Origin of the sequence: Streptomyces sp. LN549 (assembly GCF_043203805.1) — a bacterium.
Taxonomy (GTDB): Bacteria; Actinomycetota; Actinomycetes; order Streptomycetales; family Streptomycetaceae; genus Streptomyces.
Window position 1 is genome coordinate 2,908,312 of the sequence record NZ_JAZHRI010000002.1, and the last position, 14,302, is coordinate 2,922,613.

Consider the following 14,302-nt stretch of genomic DNA (forward strand, 5'->3'; position numbering starts at 1 on the left):
GGATGGGCAGTGGACCCGCAACGGCTCAGGCCGTTATCGGCCGTTGCACCCGGATCGACTGGAGCAGTCCGATGGCCACCCAGACGGCGAACATGGAGGAGCCTCCATAGGAGACGAACGGCAGCGGGAGTCCGGCGACCGGCATGATGCCGAGCGTCATGCCGATGTTCTCGAAGGCCTGGAAGGCGAACCAGGCGATGATTCCGGCGGCCACGATCGTGCCGTAGAGCTCGGTGGTCTCGCGGGCGATGCGGCAGGCGCGCCACAGGACGACGCCGAGCAGGACCAGGATCAGTCCGGCGCCGAGGAAGCCGAGCTCCTCACCGGCGACGGTGAAGACGAAGTCGGTCTGCTGCTCGGGGACGAACTGGCCGGTGGTCTGGGTGCCCTGGAAGAGGCCGGTGCCGGAGAGGCCGCCGGAGCCGATCGCGATACGGGCCTGGTTGGTGTTGTAGCCGACTCCGGCCGGGTCGAGTGCCGGGTTGGCGAAGGCGGCGAACCGGGCGATCTGGTAGTCGTCGAGCAGCCCGAGCTGCCAGATGGCGACGGCTCCGGTTGCGCCCGCGCCGAGGAGTCCGAAGACCCAGCGGTTGGACGCCCCGGAGGCCAGCAGCACGCCGAGCACGATGACGGCCATGACCATCACCGAGCCGAGGTCCGGCATGCCCATGACGACCGCCATGGGGAGCGCCGCCAGGCCGAGGGCCTTGGCGACGGTGCGGTGGTCGGGGTGCGGCTGGTCGCCCGCGTCGACGCGGGTGGCGAGCAGCATCGCCATGCCGAGAATGATGGTGATCTTGGTGAACTCGGAGGGCTGGAGGGAGAAGCCGCCGGGGAGGAGGATCCAGGCGTGGGCGCCGTTGACAGTGGTGCCGAGCGGGGTGAGGACCGCCATCACGAGGACCACGGACAGGCCGTACATGATCGGCACGGCACCGCGCAGGGTCCGGTGGCCGAGCCAGATCGTGCCGACCATCAGGGCGAAGCCGATGCCCGTGTTGAGGGCGTGACGGAAGAGGAAGTAGTACGGGTCGCCGTGGGTGAGCGAGTCACGTCCACGGGTCGCGGAGTAGACGAGCAGCGAGCCGATGAAGGACAGCGCGATCGCCGAGCCGAGCAGCGGCCAGTCGAGGCGGCGCACGACGGAGTCGCGGGCGGTGAGCCTGCCCCAGGTGGAGCGCTCGGGGGCGTACCGCTGGACGGAGAAGCCTGCCATCAGTCGCGCCTCCCCAGGACCGCGGCGAGCGTCTGGGCGCCCGGCGGCTTCTGCGATTCGGGGTCGTAGGGCTTGATCTTCGGGGCGTCGATGGTGCCGTCCGTCTGGATCTTCGGCAGGGACTTCTGCGGCGTCGGCAGCAGGGCCTTCTTGAGGTCCTGCTTGCCCGCGGCGTCGAGGCCGTAGAGGGCGTTGTAGATGTTGCGGACGGCGGGTCCCGAAGCTCCGGAACCCGTACCGCCCTGGGAGATCGTCATGACGATCGAGTAGTCCTTGGTGTACGTGGCGAACCAGGAGGTCGTCTGCTTGCCGTAGACCTCGGCCGTACCCGTCTTGGCGTGCATCGGGATCTTGTCCTGCGGCCAGCCGCCGAATCGCCAGGCGGCGGAGCCGCGGGTCGCGACACCCGCGAGGGCTTCGTCTATTTCGTTGCGCGTCTTCTGCGTGAAGGGCAGCTTGCCGTGCGACGTGGGCTCGATCGCCTGGACGGTCTTGCCGTCGCCGCTGACGATCGCCTTGCCGACGGTGGGGTCGTAGAGGGTGCCGCCGTTGGAGATGGCCGCGTAGATGGTGGCCATCTGGATCGGGGTGACGAGGGTGTCGCCCTGGCCGATCGAGTAGTTGACGGAGTCACCGGCGCGCATCTTGTCGCCCTCGAGGCAGTTCTCGTACGCGATCTTCTCGACGTACGTGCCGCCCTTCTTGCCCTGCTTGCACCAGGCGTCGTGGTTGGCCTTGGCGAAGTTCTTCTTCCACTCGCGGTCCGGGACGCGGCCGCTGACCTCGTTGGGGAGGTCGATGCCGGTCTCCTTGCCGAGGCCGAACTGGTGGGCGGTCTTGTAGAACCAGTCGTTGGCGTTCTTCTTGGGGTTGTTGCCGCCGTCCTTCTGCCACTCCTTGTGCGCGAGGCCGTAGTACACGGTGTCGCAGGAGACTTCGAGGGCGCGGCCGATGGTGATGCTGCCGTAGCCATGGGACTCGAAGTTCTTGAAGGTCTGGCCGCCGATGGAGTACGAGCTGGGGCAGGGGTAGTTGCCGTCGAAGGGGTACCCGGCGTTGACCGCGGCGGTGGAGGAGATGACCTTGAAGATGGAGCCGGGGGCGGCCTGGCCCTGGATGGCCCGGTTCAGCAGCGGGAAGTTGGAGTTCTTGCCCGTCAGCTTGGCGTAGTCCTTGCCGGAAATGCCGCCGACCCAGGCGTTGGGGTCGTAGCTGGGCAGCGAGGCCATGGAGACGACCCGGCCGGTCTTGGCCTCCATGACGACGACGGCGCCGGAGTCCGCCTTGTAGTTCTCGCCGGTGTTGGTGTCGAACTCGGTACGGGCCACCTTCATGGCCTGGTTGAGCTCGTACTCGGCGACGGCCTGGACACGGGCGTCGATGGAGGTGACGACGCTGGCGCCGGGCTCCGCCTTGTCGTTCTTGGCCTGGCCGATGACCCGTCCGAGGTTGTCGACCTCGTAGCGGGTGACACCCGCCTTGCCGCGCAGCTCCTTGTCGTACGTGCGCTCCAGGCCGGAGCGGCCGACCTGGTCGGAGCGGAGGTAGGGCGAGTCGGTGTCCTGGGCCTTGGTGATCTCCTCGTCGGTGACGGGTGAGAGATAGCCGAGGACCTGGGCGGTGTTGGCCTTGCCGGGGGCCGCGTAGCGGCGGACGGCGGTGGGCTCGGCGGTGATGCCGGGGAAGTCCTCCGCGCGCTCGCGGATCTGGAGGGCCTGCTGGGTGGTGGCCTCGTCGGTGACCGGGATCGGCTGGTAGGGCGAGCCGTTCCAGCAGGGCTGCGGAGTCTTCGCGTCGCAGAGCCGGACCTTGTCGAGGACGTCCTTGGGCTTCATGCCGAGCACGCCGGCGAGCCGGGTCAGGACGCCCTTGCCGTCGTCGTCCATCTTCAGCAGCTCGGTGCGGCTGGCTGAGACGACGAGGCGGGTCTCGTTGTCGGCGAGGGGCACCCCGCGGGCGTCGAGGATGGAGCCGCGGGCGGCGGGCTGGACGACCTGCTGGACGTGGTTGTTCTTCGCCTCGTCGGAGTACTCCTGGCCGTTGCGGATCTGGAGGTACCAGAGGCGGCCGCCGAGGGTGAGCAGCAGGGAGAAGACGAGGACCTGGATGACGATGAGGCGGATCTGGACCCGCTGGCTCCGCCCGGTCTCGGGAATGTTGGTCACGGGGCGCCCCCGGTGGTGGTCGGGCTGGGGGTACGGGGGTTACCCCCGGAGGAATGCGGCCTCACAGTCGCTTGACTCCCTTGATCCGTCCGGCGCGTGCGGCCCGGTTGCGGGCGGCCTTGACGCGCAGTCCGCGCTGGCTGCCGATCCGGAGCCCGGTGCCCGCGGCGAGCCAGCCGGCTGCGGCGTCGCCGCGGCCGGAGGAGGACTCGGTGAGCGGGTCGTTCACCGTGCGTCTGGCCATCGCCATGATCAGCGGAACGGTGAACGGCGCGAGAAGCAGGTCGTAGACGGCCGCGGTGAACAGCAGGCTGCCCAGGCCCACATGGCGGGCCGCCGTGTCGCCGACGAGCGCGCCGACGCCCGCGTAGAGCAGGGTCGATCCGATCGCCGCCGCGACGACCACGGCCATCGGGACGAAGGCGGACTTGAGCTGTCCGTTCTCGGGCCTGGCCAGTCCGGCGAGGTAGCCGATGACGCAGAGCACCAGGGCGTAGCGTCCGGCGGCGTGGTCGGCCGGGGGTGCCAGGTCGGCGAGGAGCCCCGCGCCGAAGCCGATGAGCGCCCCGCTGACGTGCCCGTACACCAGGGCCAGACCGACGACGACCATGAGCAGCAGGTCGGGCACGGCACCGGGGAGCTGGAGCCGGGCGAGTACGGATACCTGGACGACGAGGGCGATCACGACCAGAACGATGGAGAGCAGAGTCCGGTTGACACGCATGGGGATCAGCTCTACCTCTGTTCGTTTACCGCGTTGTCGGCGTTCGGCGTGGCGTTCCCACTGGGGTTCGGGTCCGGGCTGCCACTGGGACTCGCGCTCTGGTGGATGTTCCCGACGACGTTGCCGTTGGTGTCGACGATGTCGCCGTTGGGCGAGATGGTGACGGTGACGGTCGGGGTGGGCTTCGGCTTGGCCGGCTTGACGGCCTTCTTCGGCAGAACCGTGTCGCGGGGGTCCTCGCGGGGTGCCTGGACGACGATGCCGACGATGTCGAGCTTGGTGAAGCCGACGTACGGGCGGACGTAGACGGTACGGGTCAGGTCGCCGCCGGACGGGTCGACGCGGACGACCTCACCGACCGGGACGCCGGGCACGAAGGGCTTGTCCTTGCTGGAGCCGAACGTGACGAGGCGGTCGCCCTTCTTGACCTTGGCCTTGCCGTTCAGGAACTGGACGGACAGCGGGCGCGAGCCCTGGCCGGTGGCGAAGCCGAGTTCGTCGGTGGACTCCATGCGGGTGCCGACGGTGAAGTCGGGGTCGTTGGCCAGGAGCACCGTGGCGGTGTCCGGGCCGACGGTGGTGACGCGGCCGACGAGTCCGTCGCCGTTGAGGACGGTCATGTCGCGCTTGAGGCCGTCCTTGGAGCCGGCGTCGATGGTGACCGTCCAGGAGAAGCCCTGGGCCGCTCCTATGGCGATGACTTCGGCGGCCTTGATGCCGTACTGACCCGCGTCCGACTTCTTGAGCATCTTGTCGAGCTCGCGGACCCGGCTGCGGTTGCGGTCGTCGCTGCCCAGCCTCGCCTTGAGCTCGGCGTTCTGCTTCTCCAGCGCGGCGATCTTGTCGTGGCGGTCGCCGGAGGCGCGTACGGCCCCTATGGCGTTGCCCACCGGGTCGACGGCTGCCGCGACGCCGTTCTCAACAGGTCCGAAGACCGTGGCGGCGGCCTGCCGGGCGCCGTCCACCGGTGACTCCTCGCCGCCGCGGATGTCCACCGTGATCAGTGCGAATGCGATGGCGATCAGCAGCACCAGGAGCAGCCGGCTCTCTCGTGTGTCCCTCACGTGCGGCGGCCGTGCCTTCCTCGTAGGAATGTTCGTGCCTGTATATCAACGATCCTCCGCGCGGAGCGGCAGCGTCCGCGCGGAGGGCCGTGGAATTTCTACCGTCGGGGCTGGGCGTCCAGCACCTGCTGGAGCGCCTCGAACTCCTCGACGCACTTGCCGGATCCGAGCGCGACGGAGTCCAGCGGGTCCTCGGCGATGTGGATCGGCATGCCCGTCTCGTGGCGCAGCCGCTCGTCGAGGCCGCGCAGCAGCGCGCCGCCGCCGGTCAGGACGATGCCGCGGTCCATGACGTCGCCGGACAGCTCCGGCGGGCACTTGTCCAGCGTCGTCTTGACCGCGTCGACGATCGCGTTGACCGGCTCCTCGATCGCCTTGCGGACCTCGGTGGCGGAGATGACCACGGTCTTGGGCAGCCCCGAGACGAGGTCGCGGCCCCGGATCTCGGTGTGTTCGTCCTTCTCCAGCTCGAACGCCGAACCGATGGTGATCTTGATCTGTTCGGCGGTGCGCTCACCGAGCAGGAGCGAGTACTCCTTCTTGATGTGCTGGATGATCGCGTTGTCCAGTTCGTCACCGGCGACCCGGATGGACTGGGCAGTGACGATTCCGCCGAGCGAGATGACCGCGACCTCGGTGGTGCCGCCACCGATGTCGACGACCATGTTGCCGGTGGCCTCGTGGACCGGCAGGCCGGAGCCGATGGCCGCCGCCATGGGCTCCTCGATGATGTGCACCTGGCGTGCGCCGGCCTGCGTCGACGCCTCGATGACGGCGCGTCGCTCGACCCCGGTGATGCCGGAGGGCACGCAGACGACGACCCGCGGGCGGGCCAGGTAGCGGCGCTTGTGGATCTTCAGGATGAAGTAGCGGAGCATCCGCTCCGTGATCTCGAAGTCGGCGATCACGCCGTCCTTCAGGGGCCGTACGGCAACGATGTTGCCCGGTGTACGGCCGATCATCTTCTTGGCCTCGGAACCGACCGCGAGGATGCCGCCGGTGTTGGTGTTGATGGCCACGACGGACGGCTCGTTCAGAACGATGCCGCGCCCCCTGACGTACACCAGCGTGTTGGCAGTCCCGAGGTCGATAGCCATGTCACGGCCGATGAACGACATTGAGTTCCCCTTGTTCCCCATGAGGATGCGTCGGGCCTTCCCAAGCGAAAGCGGTGATGGCTTGTTTTGGTAGGCGAGATGAGCGCTGCGGGCGTGGAAGCTTCCATCGTAGTGCCGGATACACCGACACAGCGCGAGGGCCCTTCGCCAAGCTGAGCAGAACGGGTGGCCGTTCCACTCATGGTGACGTTACGTCGGAGTGATGCGTTCCCGCGATCGGGGGCCGTATGCCGAAGGGCGACCGAATTACTTCGGTCGCCCCAGGTCATGAGCGCTGTTCGGCTGATCGAAGGTCAGGAAAGTCCCGGAAAGAACAGCTTCATTTCTCGCTCTGCGGACTCCTCGGAGTCCGAGGCGTGGATGAGGTTCTCCCGGGTGATGGTGCCGAAGTCGCCACGGATCGATCCGGGCGCGGCGGCGATCGGGTCGGTGGGGCCGGCCAGGGCGCGCACGCCCTCGATGACCCGCTCACCCTCGGCCACCAGGGCGACGACCGGGCCGGACTGCATGAACTCGACGAGCGGCTCGTAGAACGGGCGGCCGACGTGCTCGGCGTAGTGCTGCTCCAGCGTGGCGCGGTCGAGGGTACGGAGCTCCAGCGCCGTGATCTTCCAGCCGGCCTTGCGCTCGATGCGGCCGACGATCTCGCCGACCAGACCGCGACGGACGGCGTCGGGCTTGAGAAGAACGAGGGTGCGCTGGGTCATGTGCGGCTCCTTGCAGGCATACGGGTGCGGTGAGGCGAGGTTACAGGGGTACGGTGACGGGCCGGCGGCCGGGTTTGGCCGCCCGGTCGCAGGCCGCCCGACAGCCTCTCAGCCGGCGGCAGGCGCCTGCTCCGCCTCCTGCGCGGCCCATCGGGCCTTCGCCTCGTCGATCTTGCGGCCGTAGTGCACGGAGGCCCACCACAGGCCGCCGAAGACCAGGCCGAGGATGAACATCATCGGGACGACGAAGCCACTGGCGACCAGCGCGATCTGGAGCGCCCAGCCGAGCTGTATGCCCCCGGGACGGGTGATCATCCCGCACAGCAGCACGGAGAGCAGCATGCCGATGCCGCAGACCGTCCAGACCGTGGCGGACGTCAGGTCGTCGGACTTCATCGCGACGAGTCCGGCGAACCCGATCACGAAGAACTCACCGATCAGCGTCGATGCACAGAGCGTACGCACGGGGGTCAGCGCCTTCCCAGAAGCAGCCGGGCCTCGCCGACCGTGATCACGGATCCGGTCACCAGCACCCCGGCGCCCGCGTACTCGTCCTCTTCCTCGGCGAGGGTGATCGCCGCCTCCAGCGCGTCGTCGAGCCGGGGTTCGACCTGGACCCGGTCGTTGCCGAAGACCTCGACGGCGACCGCGGCGAGCTCGTCGGCGTCCATCGCGCGTGCGCTGGAGTTCTGGGTGACGACGACCTCGGCGAAGATCGGCTCGAAGGCCTCCAGGAGCCCTCGGACGTCCTTGTCGCCGCTGGCACCGACCACACCGATCAGCCGGGAGAAGCCGAACGCCTCGGAGAGCCCCTCCGCGGTGGCCTGGGCGCCTGCCGGGTTGTGCGCGGCGTCCAGGACGACGGTCGGGCTGGAGCGGACCACTTCGAGGCGGCCCGGCGAGATCACCGAGGCGAAGGCCTTGCGGACGATGTCGGCGTCGAGCGATCCGGTCTGCTCGGCACCGATGCCGAAGAACGCCTCGACCGCGCAGAGCGCCACCACCGCGTTGCGCGCCTGGTGGGCGCCGTACAGCGGAAGGAAGATGTTGTCGTACTCGCCGCCGAGGCCGCGCAGCGTCAGCAGCTGGCCGCCGACCGCGATCTCCCGGGAGGCGACACCGAACTCCATGCCCTCACGGGCCACGGTGGCGTCCACCTCGACGGCCTTCTTCAGCATGACCTGGGCGGCGTCGACCGGCTGCTGGGCGAGGATGACCGTCGCGCCCTGCTTGATGATCCCGGACTTCTCCACCGCGATCTCGCCGGGCGTGGAGCCCAGCCGGTCGGTGTGGTCCAGGGAGATGGGGGTGACGACGGCGACCGTGGAGTCGATCACGTTGGTCGCGTCCCAGCTGCCGCCCATGCCGACCTCGACGACGGCGACGTCGACCGGTGCGTCGGCGAAGGCCGCGTACGCCATGCCGGTGAGCACCTCGAAGAAGGAGAGCCGGTAGGGCTGCTGCGCGTCGACCATCTCGACGTACGGCTTGATGTCCTGGTACGTCTCGACGAACCGCTCGGGGTCCATCGGGGAGCCGTCCAGGCTGATCCGCTCGGTGATCGACTGGACGTGCGGCGAGGTGTAGCGGCCGGTCCGCAGATCGAAGGCGCCGAGCAGCGCCTCGATCATGCGGGCGGTGCTCGTCTTGCCGTTGGTCCCGGTGATGTGGATGGACGGGTAGGCGCGCTGCGGCTCGCCGAGCACGTCCATCAGCGCGGCGATGCGCGCCACGGACGGCTCCAGCTTGGTCTCGCCCCAGCGCCCGGCGAGCTCCTGCTCCACCGCGCGCAGCGCTTTGTCCACCTCCGGATCGGCGGGGCGGGCGGGCACCTCGTCACCCTGGGGCGGTCCGGAGGCGGCGCGCAGCGTACGGCTCCCGGCCTCGATCACCGCCAGGTCGGGGTCGCGCTGGGTCGCTTCGTCGACGATCTCCGCGAAGGTCTCGTCGGAGTCGGACGCGTCGTGCCGGTCGGAAGGGCGGGGCTCACTCACGGGGCCAGTCTACGGACCGGATCGGACATCGGGCGCAGCGCCCGGTGGCGGGGGTACGCGAAAGCCCCCGCACCCCTCGCGTGAGGGGTACGGGGGCTCCGCCGCGTCCCGGTCTCAGCCCTGCGGCAGGGCCGCCAGCTGGCCGGCGATCCGCTCGATGTCGGCCTCGGCCTTGGCGAGCCGGCCACGGATCTTGTCGACCACGTTGTCCGGGGCCTTGCCGAGGAACGCCTCGTTGTTCAGCTTGCCGTTGGCCTGCGCCTTCTCCTTCTCGGCGGCGCCCAGGTCCTTCGTCAGGCGCTTGCGCTCGGCCTCGACGTCGATCGTGCCGGACAGGTCGAGAGCGACGGTGGCTCCGGCGATCGGCAGCGACGCGGTGGCGTGGAACCCCTCGCCGGCGGGCTGGAGCCGCGCGAGCTGACGCATGGCCGCCTCGTGCGGGGCGAGCGCCGTGCCGGTCAGGGTCAGCTCGGCGGGGACCTTCTGGCCGGGCTGGAGACCCTGGTCGTTGCGGAAGCGGCGGAGCTCGGTGACGACCTGCTGGACGAGCTCGATCTCCTTCTCGGCCGCGTCGTCACGGAAGCCGCTGTCCTTCGGCCAGTCGGCGATGACGACGGACTCGCGGCCGGTGAGCGCGGTCCAGAGGGTCTCCGTGACGAACGGAACGACCGGGTGTAGCAGGCGCAGCATCACGTCGAGGACCTCACCCAGGACCCGGCCCGAGACCTCGGCCGGACGGCCGCCGCCGAAGAACGTGGTCTTGGACAGCTCGAGGTACCAGTCGAAGACCTCGTCCCAGGCGAAGTGCCGAAGTGACTCGCTGAGCTTGGAGAACTGGAAGTCGTCGTAGTACGCGTCGACTTCGGCGACCGTCTTGTTGAGGCGGGACAGGATCCAGCGGTCGGTCACCGACATCTCGTCGGCGGACGGCAGCTCGCCCTCGATCGTCGCGCCGTTCATCAGGGCGAAGCGGGTGGCGTTCCAGATCTTGTTGGAGAACTTGGCGGAACCCTGCACCCACTCCTCACCGATCGGGACGTCGGTGCCCGGGTTGGCGCCGCGCGCGAGGGTGAAACGGAGCGCGTCGGAGCCGTACTTGTCCATCCAGTCCAGCGGGTTGACCACGTTGCCGAAGGACTTCGACATCTTCTTGCCGTGCTCGTCGCGGACCATGCCGTGCAGGACGATCGTCTCGAACGGCGGAACGCCGTCGTTGACGTACAGGCCGAACATCATCATCCGGGCGACCCAGAAGAAGAGGATGTCGTAGCCGGTGACCAGGACGGAGTTCGGATAGAACTTCGCGAGGCTGTCGGTCTGTTCGGGCCAGCCGAGCGTGGAGAACGGCCACAGGCCGGAGGAGAACCAGGTGTCCAGGACATCGCTGTCCTGGGTCCAGCCCTCACCGGTGGGCGCCTCGTCGTCAGGTCCGACGCAGACGACCTCGCCGTTCGGGCCGTACCAGACGGGGATGCGGTGGCCCCACCAGAGCTGGCGCGAAATGCACCAGTCGTGGAGGTTGTCGACCCAGTCGAAGTACCGCTTCTCCATCTCCTGCGGGTGGATCTTGACCTTGCCGTCGCGGACGGCGTCACCGGCCGCCTTGGCGAGCGGGGCGACCTTGACCCACCACTGGAGGGAGAGGCGCGGCTCGATGGTGGTCTTGCAGCGCGAGCAGTGTCCGACGGAATGGACGTACGGCCGCTTCTCGGCGACGATCCGGCCCTCGGCGCGCAGGGCGGCGACGATGGCGGAGCGGGCCTCCAGGCGGTCCAGGCCCTGGAAGGGGCCGGGGGCCGTGATGACGGCGCGCTCGTCGAGGACCGTGAGGAACGGCAGGTCGTGACGCTTGCCGATCTCGAAGTCGTTCGGGTCGTGGGCCGGGGTCACCTTGACGGCGCCGGTGCCGAACTCGGGGTCGACGTGGTGGTCGGCGACGACCGGGATGGTCCGGTCGGTCAGCGGCAGCTTGATCTGCTTGCCGACCAGGTGCTTGTAGCGCTCGTCGTCGGGGTGGACGGCGACGGCGGTGTCACCGAGCATCGTCTCGGCGCGGGTGGTGGCGACGACGATGGTCTCGTCGCCCTCGCCGTACTGCATGGAGACGAGCTCGCCGTCGTCCTCCTGGTACTCGACCTCGATGTCCGAGATCGCGGTCAGGCAGCGCGGGCACCAGTTGATGATGCGCTCGGCGCGGTAGATGAGCTCTTCGTCGTACATCTGCTTGAAGACGGTCTGGACGGCCTTGGACAGGCCCTCGTCCATGGTGAAGCGCTCACGGGACCAGGCGACGCCCTCGCCGAGGCGGCGCATCTGTCCGGAGATCTGGCCGCCGGACTCGTTCTTCCACTGCCAGACACGCTCGACGAAGGCCTCGCGGCCCAGGTCGTGGCGGGACTTGCCCTCCTTGCCGAGCTCGCGCTCGACGACGTTCTGAGTGGCGATGCCGGCGTGGTCCATGCCCGGCTGGTAGAGCGCCTCGAACCCCTGCATCCGCTTGCGGCGGACGAGGGCGTCGATCAGCGTGTGCTCGAAGGCGTGTCCCAGGTGCAGGGATCCGGTGACGTTGGGCGGCGGGATGACGATGGAGTACGGCGGCTTGTCGCTGTTCTCGTCCGCCTCGAAGTAACCGCGTTCTACCCAGCGCTCGTACAGCTCCCCCTCCACCTCGGCCGGCGTGTACTGGGTCGGCAGTTCGGGGGTGCTGGCTGGCTGCTGCGCTGCGTTCTCGGTCACGCCCCACAGTTTAGGGCCGTCACAAGCGTGCACTGAAACCGGTTTGTTCAGTAACGGTCTCCCTCCCGGTGCCCCACGGCCACGGGCCGTCCGTCAGGATGTTCGGAACGCATAAGAACGCATGAGCATGACGAACAGGGGACACCGCAGATGAGCTACAACCAGCCGGGCCCGTACGACGGCCAGCCGCAGCAGGGCCAGCCCGGACCGTACGGCCAGCAGCCGGGACCCTACGGCGGCCCGCCGCCGCAGGGCCCGCCGCAGGGGCAGCCCGGTTATGGCTACCCGCAGCAGGCCCCCCAGGGCGTTCCGCCGCAGCAGCAGCCCCAGCAGCCGGGCTACGGCTACCCGCAGGCCCAGCAGCCCGGCCCCTACGGCCAGCAGCCCCCCACTCCCCCGTACGGCGGCCAGCCGGTCTACGGCCAGCAGCCCCCGTTCCCCCCGGCCGGCCAGCCGAAGAAGAAGACGGGCCTGATCGTGGGCGGCGTCATCGTGGCGCTGGCGGTCATCGCGGGTGGGGTGTACTTCCTGACGTCGGGCGGGGGCGCCAGCAACAGCGATGTCGCGGACTCCACCAAGGGGTACAAGCTGACGCCGGCGGCGACGCTGGACGGGTACAAGAAGGGCAGCAGCGGCGACAGCGCCAGCGGCCCGGTGACCGGTGACGAGAAGACCAAGATCGAGGCTGCCGGAGTCAAGAACCCCAACGCGGCCGGTGCGGATTACCAGGGCGGCTCCGAGAAGGACCTGAGCCTGAAGTTCATCAACCTTCAGGGCTACTGGGGCGAGGTCAGCGACCCGGCCTCGGTGATCAACAGCTCGTTCGACCGGGCCAAGGCGAACATGACCAAGGGCGACAGCAAGACCAAGGCCGAGCTGGTCGGTTCGCCGAAGGACGTCACCCCGGCCGGTTTCAAGGGTGCCCTGATGAGGTGCCAGAACGTCAAGATCGACAACGAAGGCGGTGACGGCACCGTCGAGAACGGGCCGAAGACGCTGGAGGCACCCATCTGCATCTGGGCCGACTACAGCACCGTAGGCATCGTCACCGGCATCGACATGGGTCTCGCCATGAAGAACCAGGCCATGTCGCAGGATGACGTCGCCGCGGTCGCGGCGAAGCTCTACAACACCTCACGCACCAAGATCTGATCCGCGCAGCACAAAGGGGCGCCCCGCCGGCTGAACCGGCGGGGCGCCCCTTCGCGTTGGGTACGGAACCGCGGCTACGCGGACTTCTCGTGCCGCCCGTCGTCGCCCTTGCCGATCGTCCGCGGCTCGCGCGGGACCAGGGTCGGGTTGACGTTGTTGCGGACCACGTCGGAGGTGATGACGACCCGGGCGACGTCCTTGCGGGACGGCACCTCGTACATCACCGACTGGAGGACCTCTTCCATGATGGCGCGCAGGCCGCGCGCGCCGGTCTGGCGCAGGATCGCCTGGTCGGCGATGGCCTCCAGCGCCTCGCGCTCGAAGTCCAGCTCCACGCCGTCGAGTTCGAACAGCCTCTGGTACTGCTTCACCAGGGCGTTGCGCGGCTCGATGAGGATCTGGAGCAGGGCCTCGCGGTCCAGGTTGTGGACCGAGGTCAGGACCGGGAGGCGGCCGATGAACTCGGGGATCATCCCGAACTTCACCAGGTCCTCCGGCATGACCTCCTGGAACTGGTCGCTCGCCTGGATCTCCAGCTTGGAGCGGATCGTGGCGCCGAAGCCGATGCCCTTGGCGCCGGCCCGGGACTCGATGATCTTCTCGAGTCCGGAGAACGCGCCGCCCACGATGAACAGCACGTTCGTCGTGTCGATCTGGATGAACTCCTGGTGGGGGTGCTTCCGGCCGCCCTGCGGCGGCACTGAGGCGGTGGTGCCCTCCAGGATCTTCAGCAGGGCCTGCTGGACGCCCTCGCCGGAGACATCGCGGGTGATCGACGGGTTCTCGCTCTTACGGGCGACCTTGTCGATCTCGTCGATGTAGATGATCCCGGTCTCGGCCTTCTTGACGTCGTAGTCCGCGGCCTGGATCAGCTTCAGCAGGATGTTCTCGACGTCCTCGCCGACATAGCCGGCCTCCGTCAGCGCCGTCGCGTCGGCGATGGCGAACGGGACGTTGAGCATGCGGGCCAGAGTCTGCGCGAGGAGCGTCTTGCCCGAGCCCGTGGGGCCCAGCAGCAGGATGTTGGACTTGGCGAGTTCGATCGCGTCGTCGCGGTTCGAACCGCCGCCGTTCTCGCCGGCCTGGACCCGCTTGTAGTGGTTGTACACAGCGACCGAGAGGGCCTTCTTCGCGGGCTCCTGCCCGACGACGTACCCCTCGAGGAACTCGTAGATCTCACGAGGCTTGGGAAGTTCCTCCCAGCGGACCTCGCTCGTCTCCGCGAGCTCCTCCTCGATGATCTCGTTGCAGAGATCGATGCACTCGTCGCAGATGTACACACCGGGTCCTGCGATGAGCTTCTTCACCTGCTTCTGGCTCTTTCCGCAGAACGAGCACTTGAGCAGGTCGCCGCCATCACCGATGCGTGCCACGAGGTGCTTCCCCTTCGCCTGGGAGACGCCTGGTTCAGCGGCTCCTGGTGCCT

At 68.6% G+C, this 14,302-nt stretch carries 11 protein-coding genes; 1 reads left to right on the top strand and 10 read right to left on the bottom strand.

The window, feature by feature from the left end:
• Positions 1-25: 25 nt before the first annotated feature.
• The 9 genes from rodA to SH922_RS13030 all read right to left on the bottom strand — a co-directional run bounded on the left by rodA (position 26) and on the right by SH922_RS13030 (position 11,724).
• Entirely contained in the window at positions 26-1,216 is a 1,191-nt protein-coding gene (gene rodA, locus SH922_RS12990; protein WP_393058113.1) for a rod shape-determining protein RodA, read from the bottom strand.
• Complete coding sequence (gene mrdA / locus SH922_RS12995) at positions 1,216-3,381, bottom strand: penicillin-binding protein 2 (RefSeq protein WP_393058115.1); 2,166 nt, start codon at positions 3,379-3,381, stop codon at positions 1,216-1,218. The genes rodA and mrdA overlap by 1 nt, the downstream gene beginning before the upstream one ends.
• A 61-nt stretch (positions 3,382-3,442) precedes the next feature.
• Complete coding sequence (gene mreD, locus SH922_RS13000; protein WP_393058117.1) at positions 3,443-4,105, bottom strand: rod shape-determining protein MreD; 663 nt, start codon at positions 4,103-4,105, stop codon at positions 3,443-3,445.
• Between the two features lie 11 nt (positions 4,106-4,116).
• A complete protein-coding gene (gene mreC, locus SH922_RS13005; protein WP_393058119.1) occupies positions 4,117-5,169 on the bottom strand; it encodes a rod shape-determining protein MreC in 1,053 nt (350 codons plus the stop codon).
• A 98-nt stretch (positions 5,170-5,267) separates the two neighbouring features.
• Positions 5,268-6,287, bottom strand: coding sequence for a rod shape-determining protein (locus SH922_RS13010; protein ID WP_073723157.1), 1,020 nt, complete (start codon positions 6,285-6,287; stop codon positions 5,268-5,270).
• Positions 6,288-6,580: 293 nt separating this feature from the next.
• A complete protein-coding gene (ndk, locus tag SH922_RS13015; protein ID WP_024492992.1) occupies positions 6,581-6,994 on the bottom strand; it encodes a nucleoside-diphosphate kinase in 414 nt (137 codons plus the stop codon).
• 108 nt (positions 6,995-7,102) lie between these two features.
• Entirely contained in the window at positions 7,103-7,459 is a 357-nt protein-coding gene (locus SH922_RS13020) for a DUF4233 domain-containing protein (protein WP_393058122.1), read from the bottom strand.
• 5 nt (positions 7,460-7,464) lie between these two features.
• Complete coding sequence (locus tag SH922_RS13025) at positions 7,465-8,988, bottom strand: bifunctional folylpolyglutamate synthase/dihydrofolate synthase (protein WP_393058124.1); 1,524 nt, start codon at positions 8,986-8,988, stop codon at positions 7,465-7,467.
• A gap of 114 nt (positions 8,989-9,102) precedes the next feature.
• Complete coding sequence (locus SH922_RS13030; RefSeq protein ID WP_393058126.1) at positions 9,103-11,724, bottom strand: valine--tRNA ligase; 2,622 nt, start codon at positions 11,722-11,724, stop codon at positions 9,103-9,105.
• A 150-nt stretch (positions 11,725-11,874) separates the two neighbouring features.
• On the opposite strand from SH922_RS13030, the gene SH922_RS13035 reads away from it, so the two are divergent.
• Complete coding sequence (locus tag SH922_RS13035; protein WP_393058128.1) at positions 11,875-12,876, top strand: hypothetical protein; 1,002 nt, start codon at positions 11,875-11,877, stop codon at positions 12,874-12,876.
• 74 nt (positions 12,877-12,950) lie between these two features.
• On the opposite strand, the gene clpX is transcribed toward SH922_RS13035, so the two are convergent.
• Positions 12,951-14,249 (bottom strand): ATP-dependent Clp protease ATP-binding subunit ClpX, encoded by a 1,299-nt coding sequence (gene clpX, locus SH922_RS13040; protein ID WP_393058131.1) that lies wholly within the window; start codon positions 14,247-14,249, stop codon positions 12,951-12,953.
• Positions 14,250-14,302: the final 53 nt, after the last annotated feature.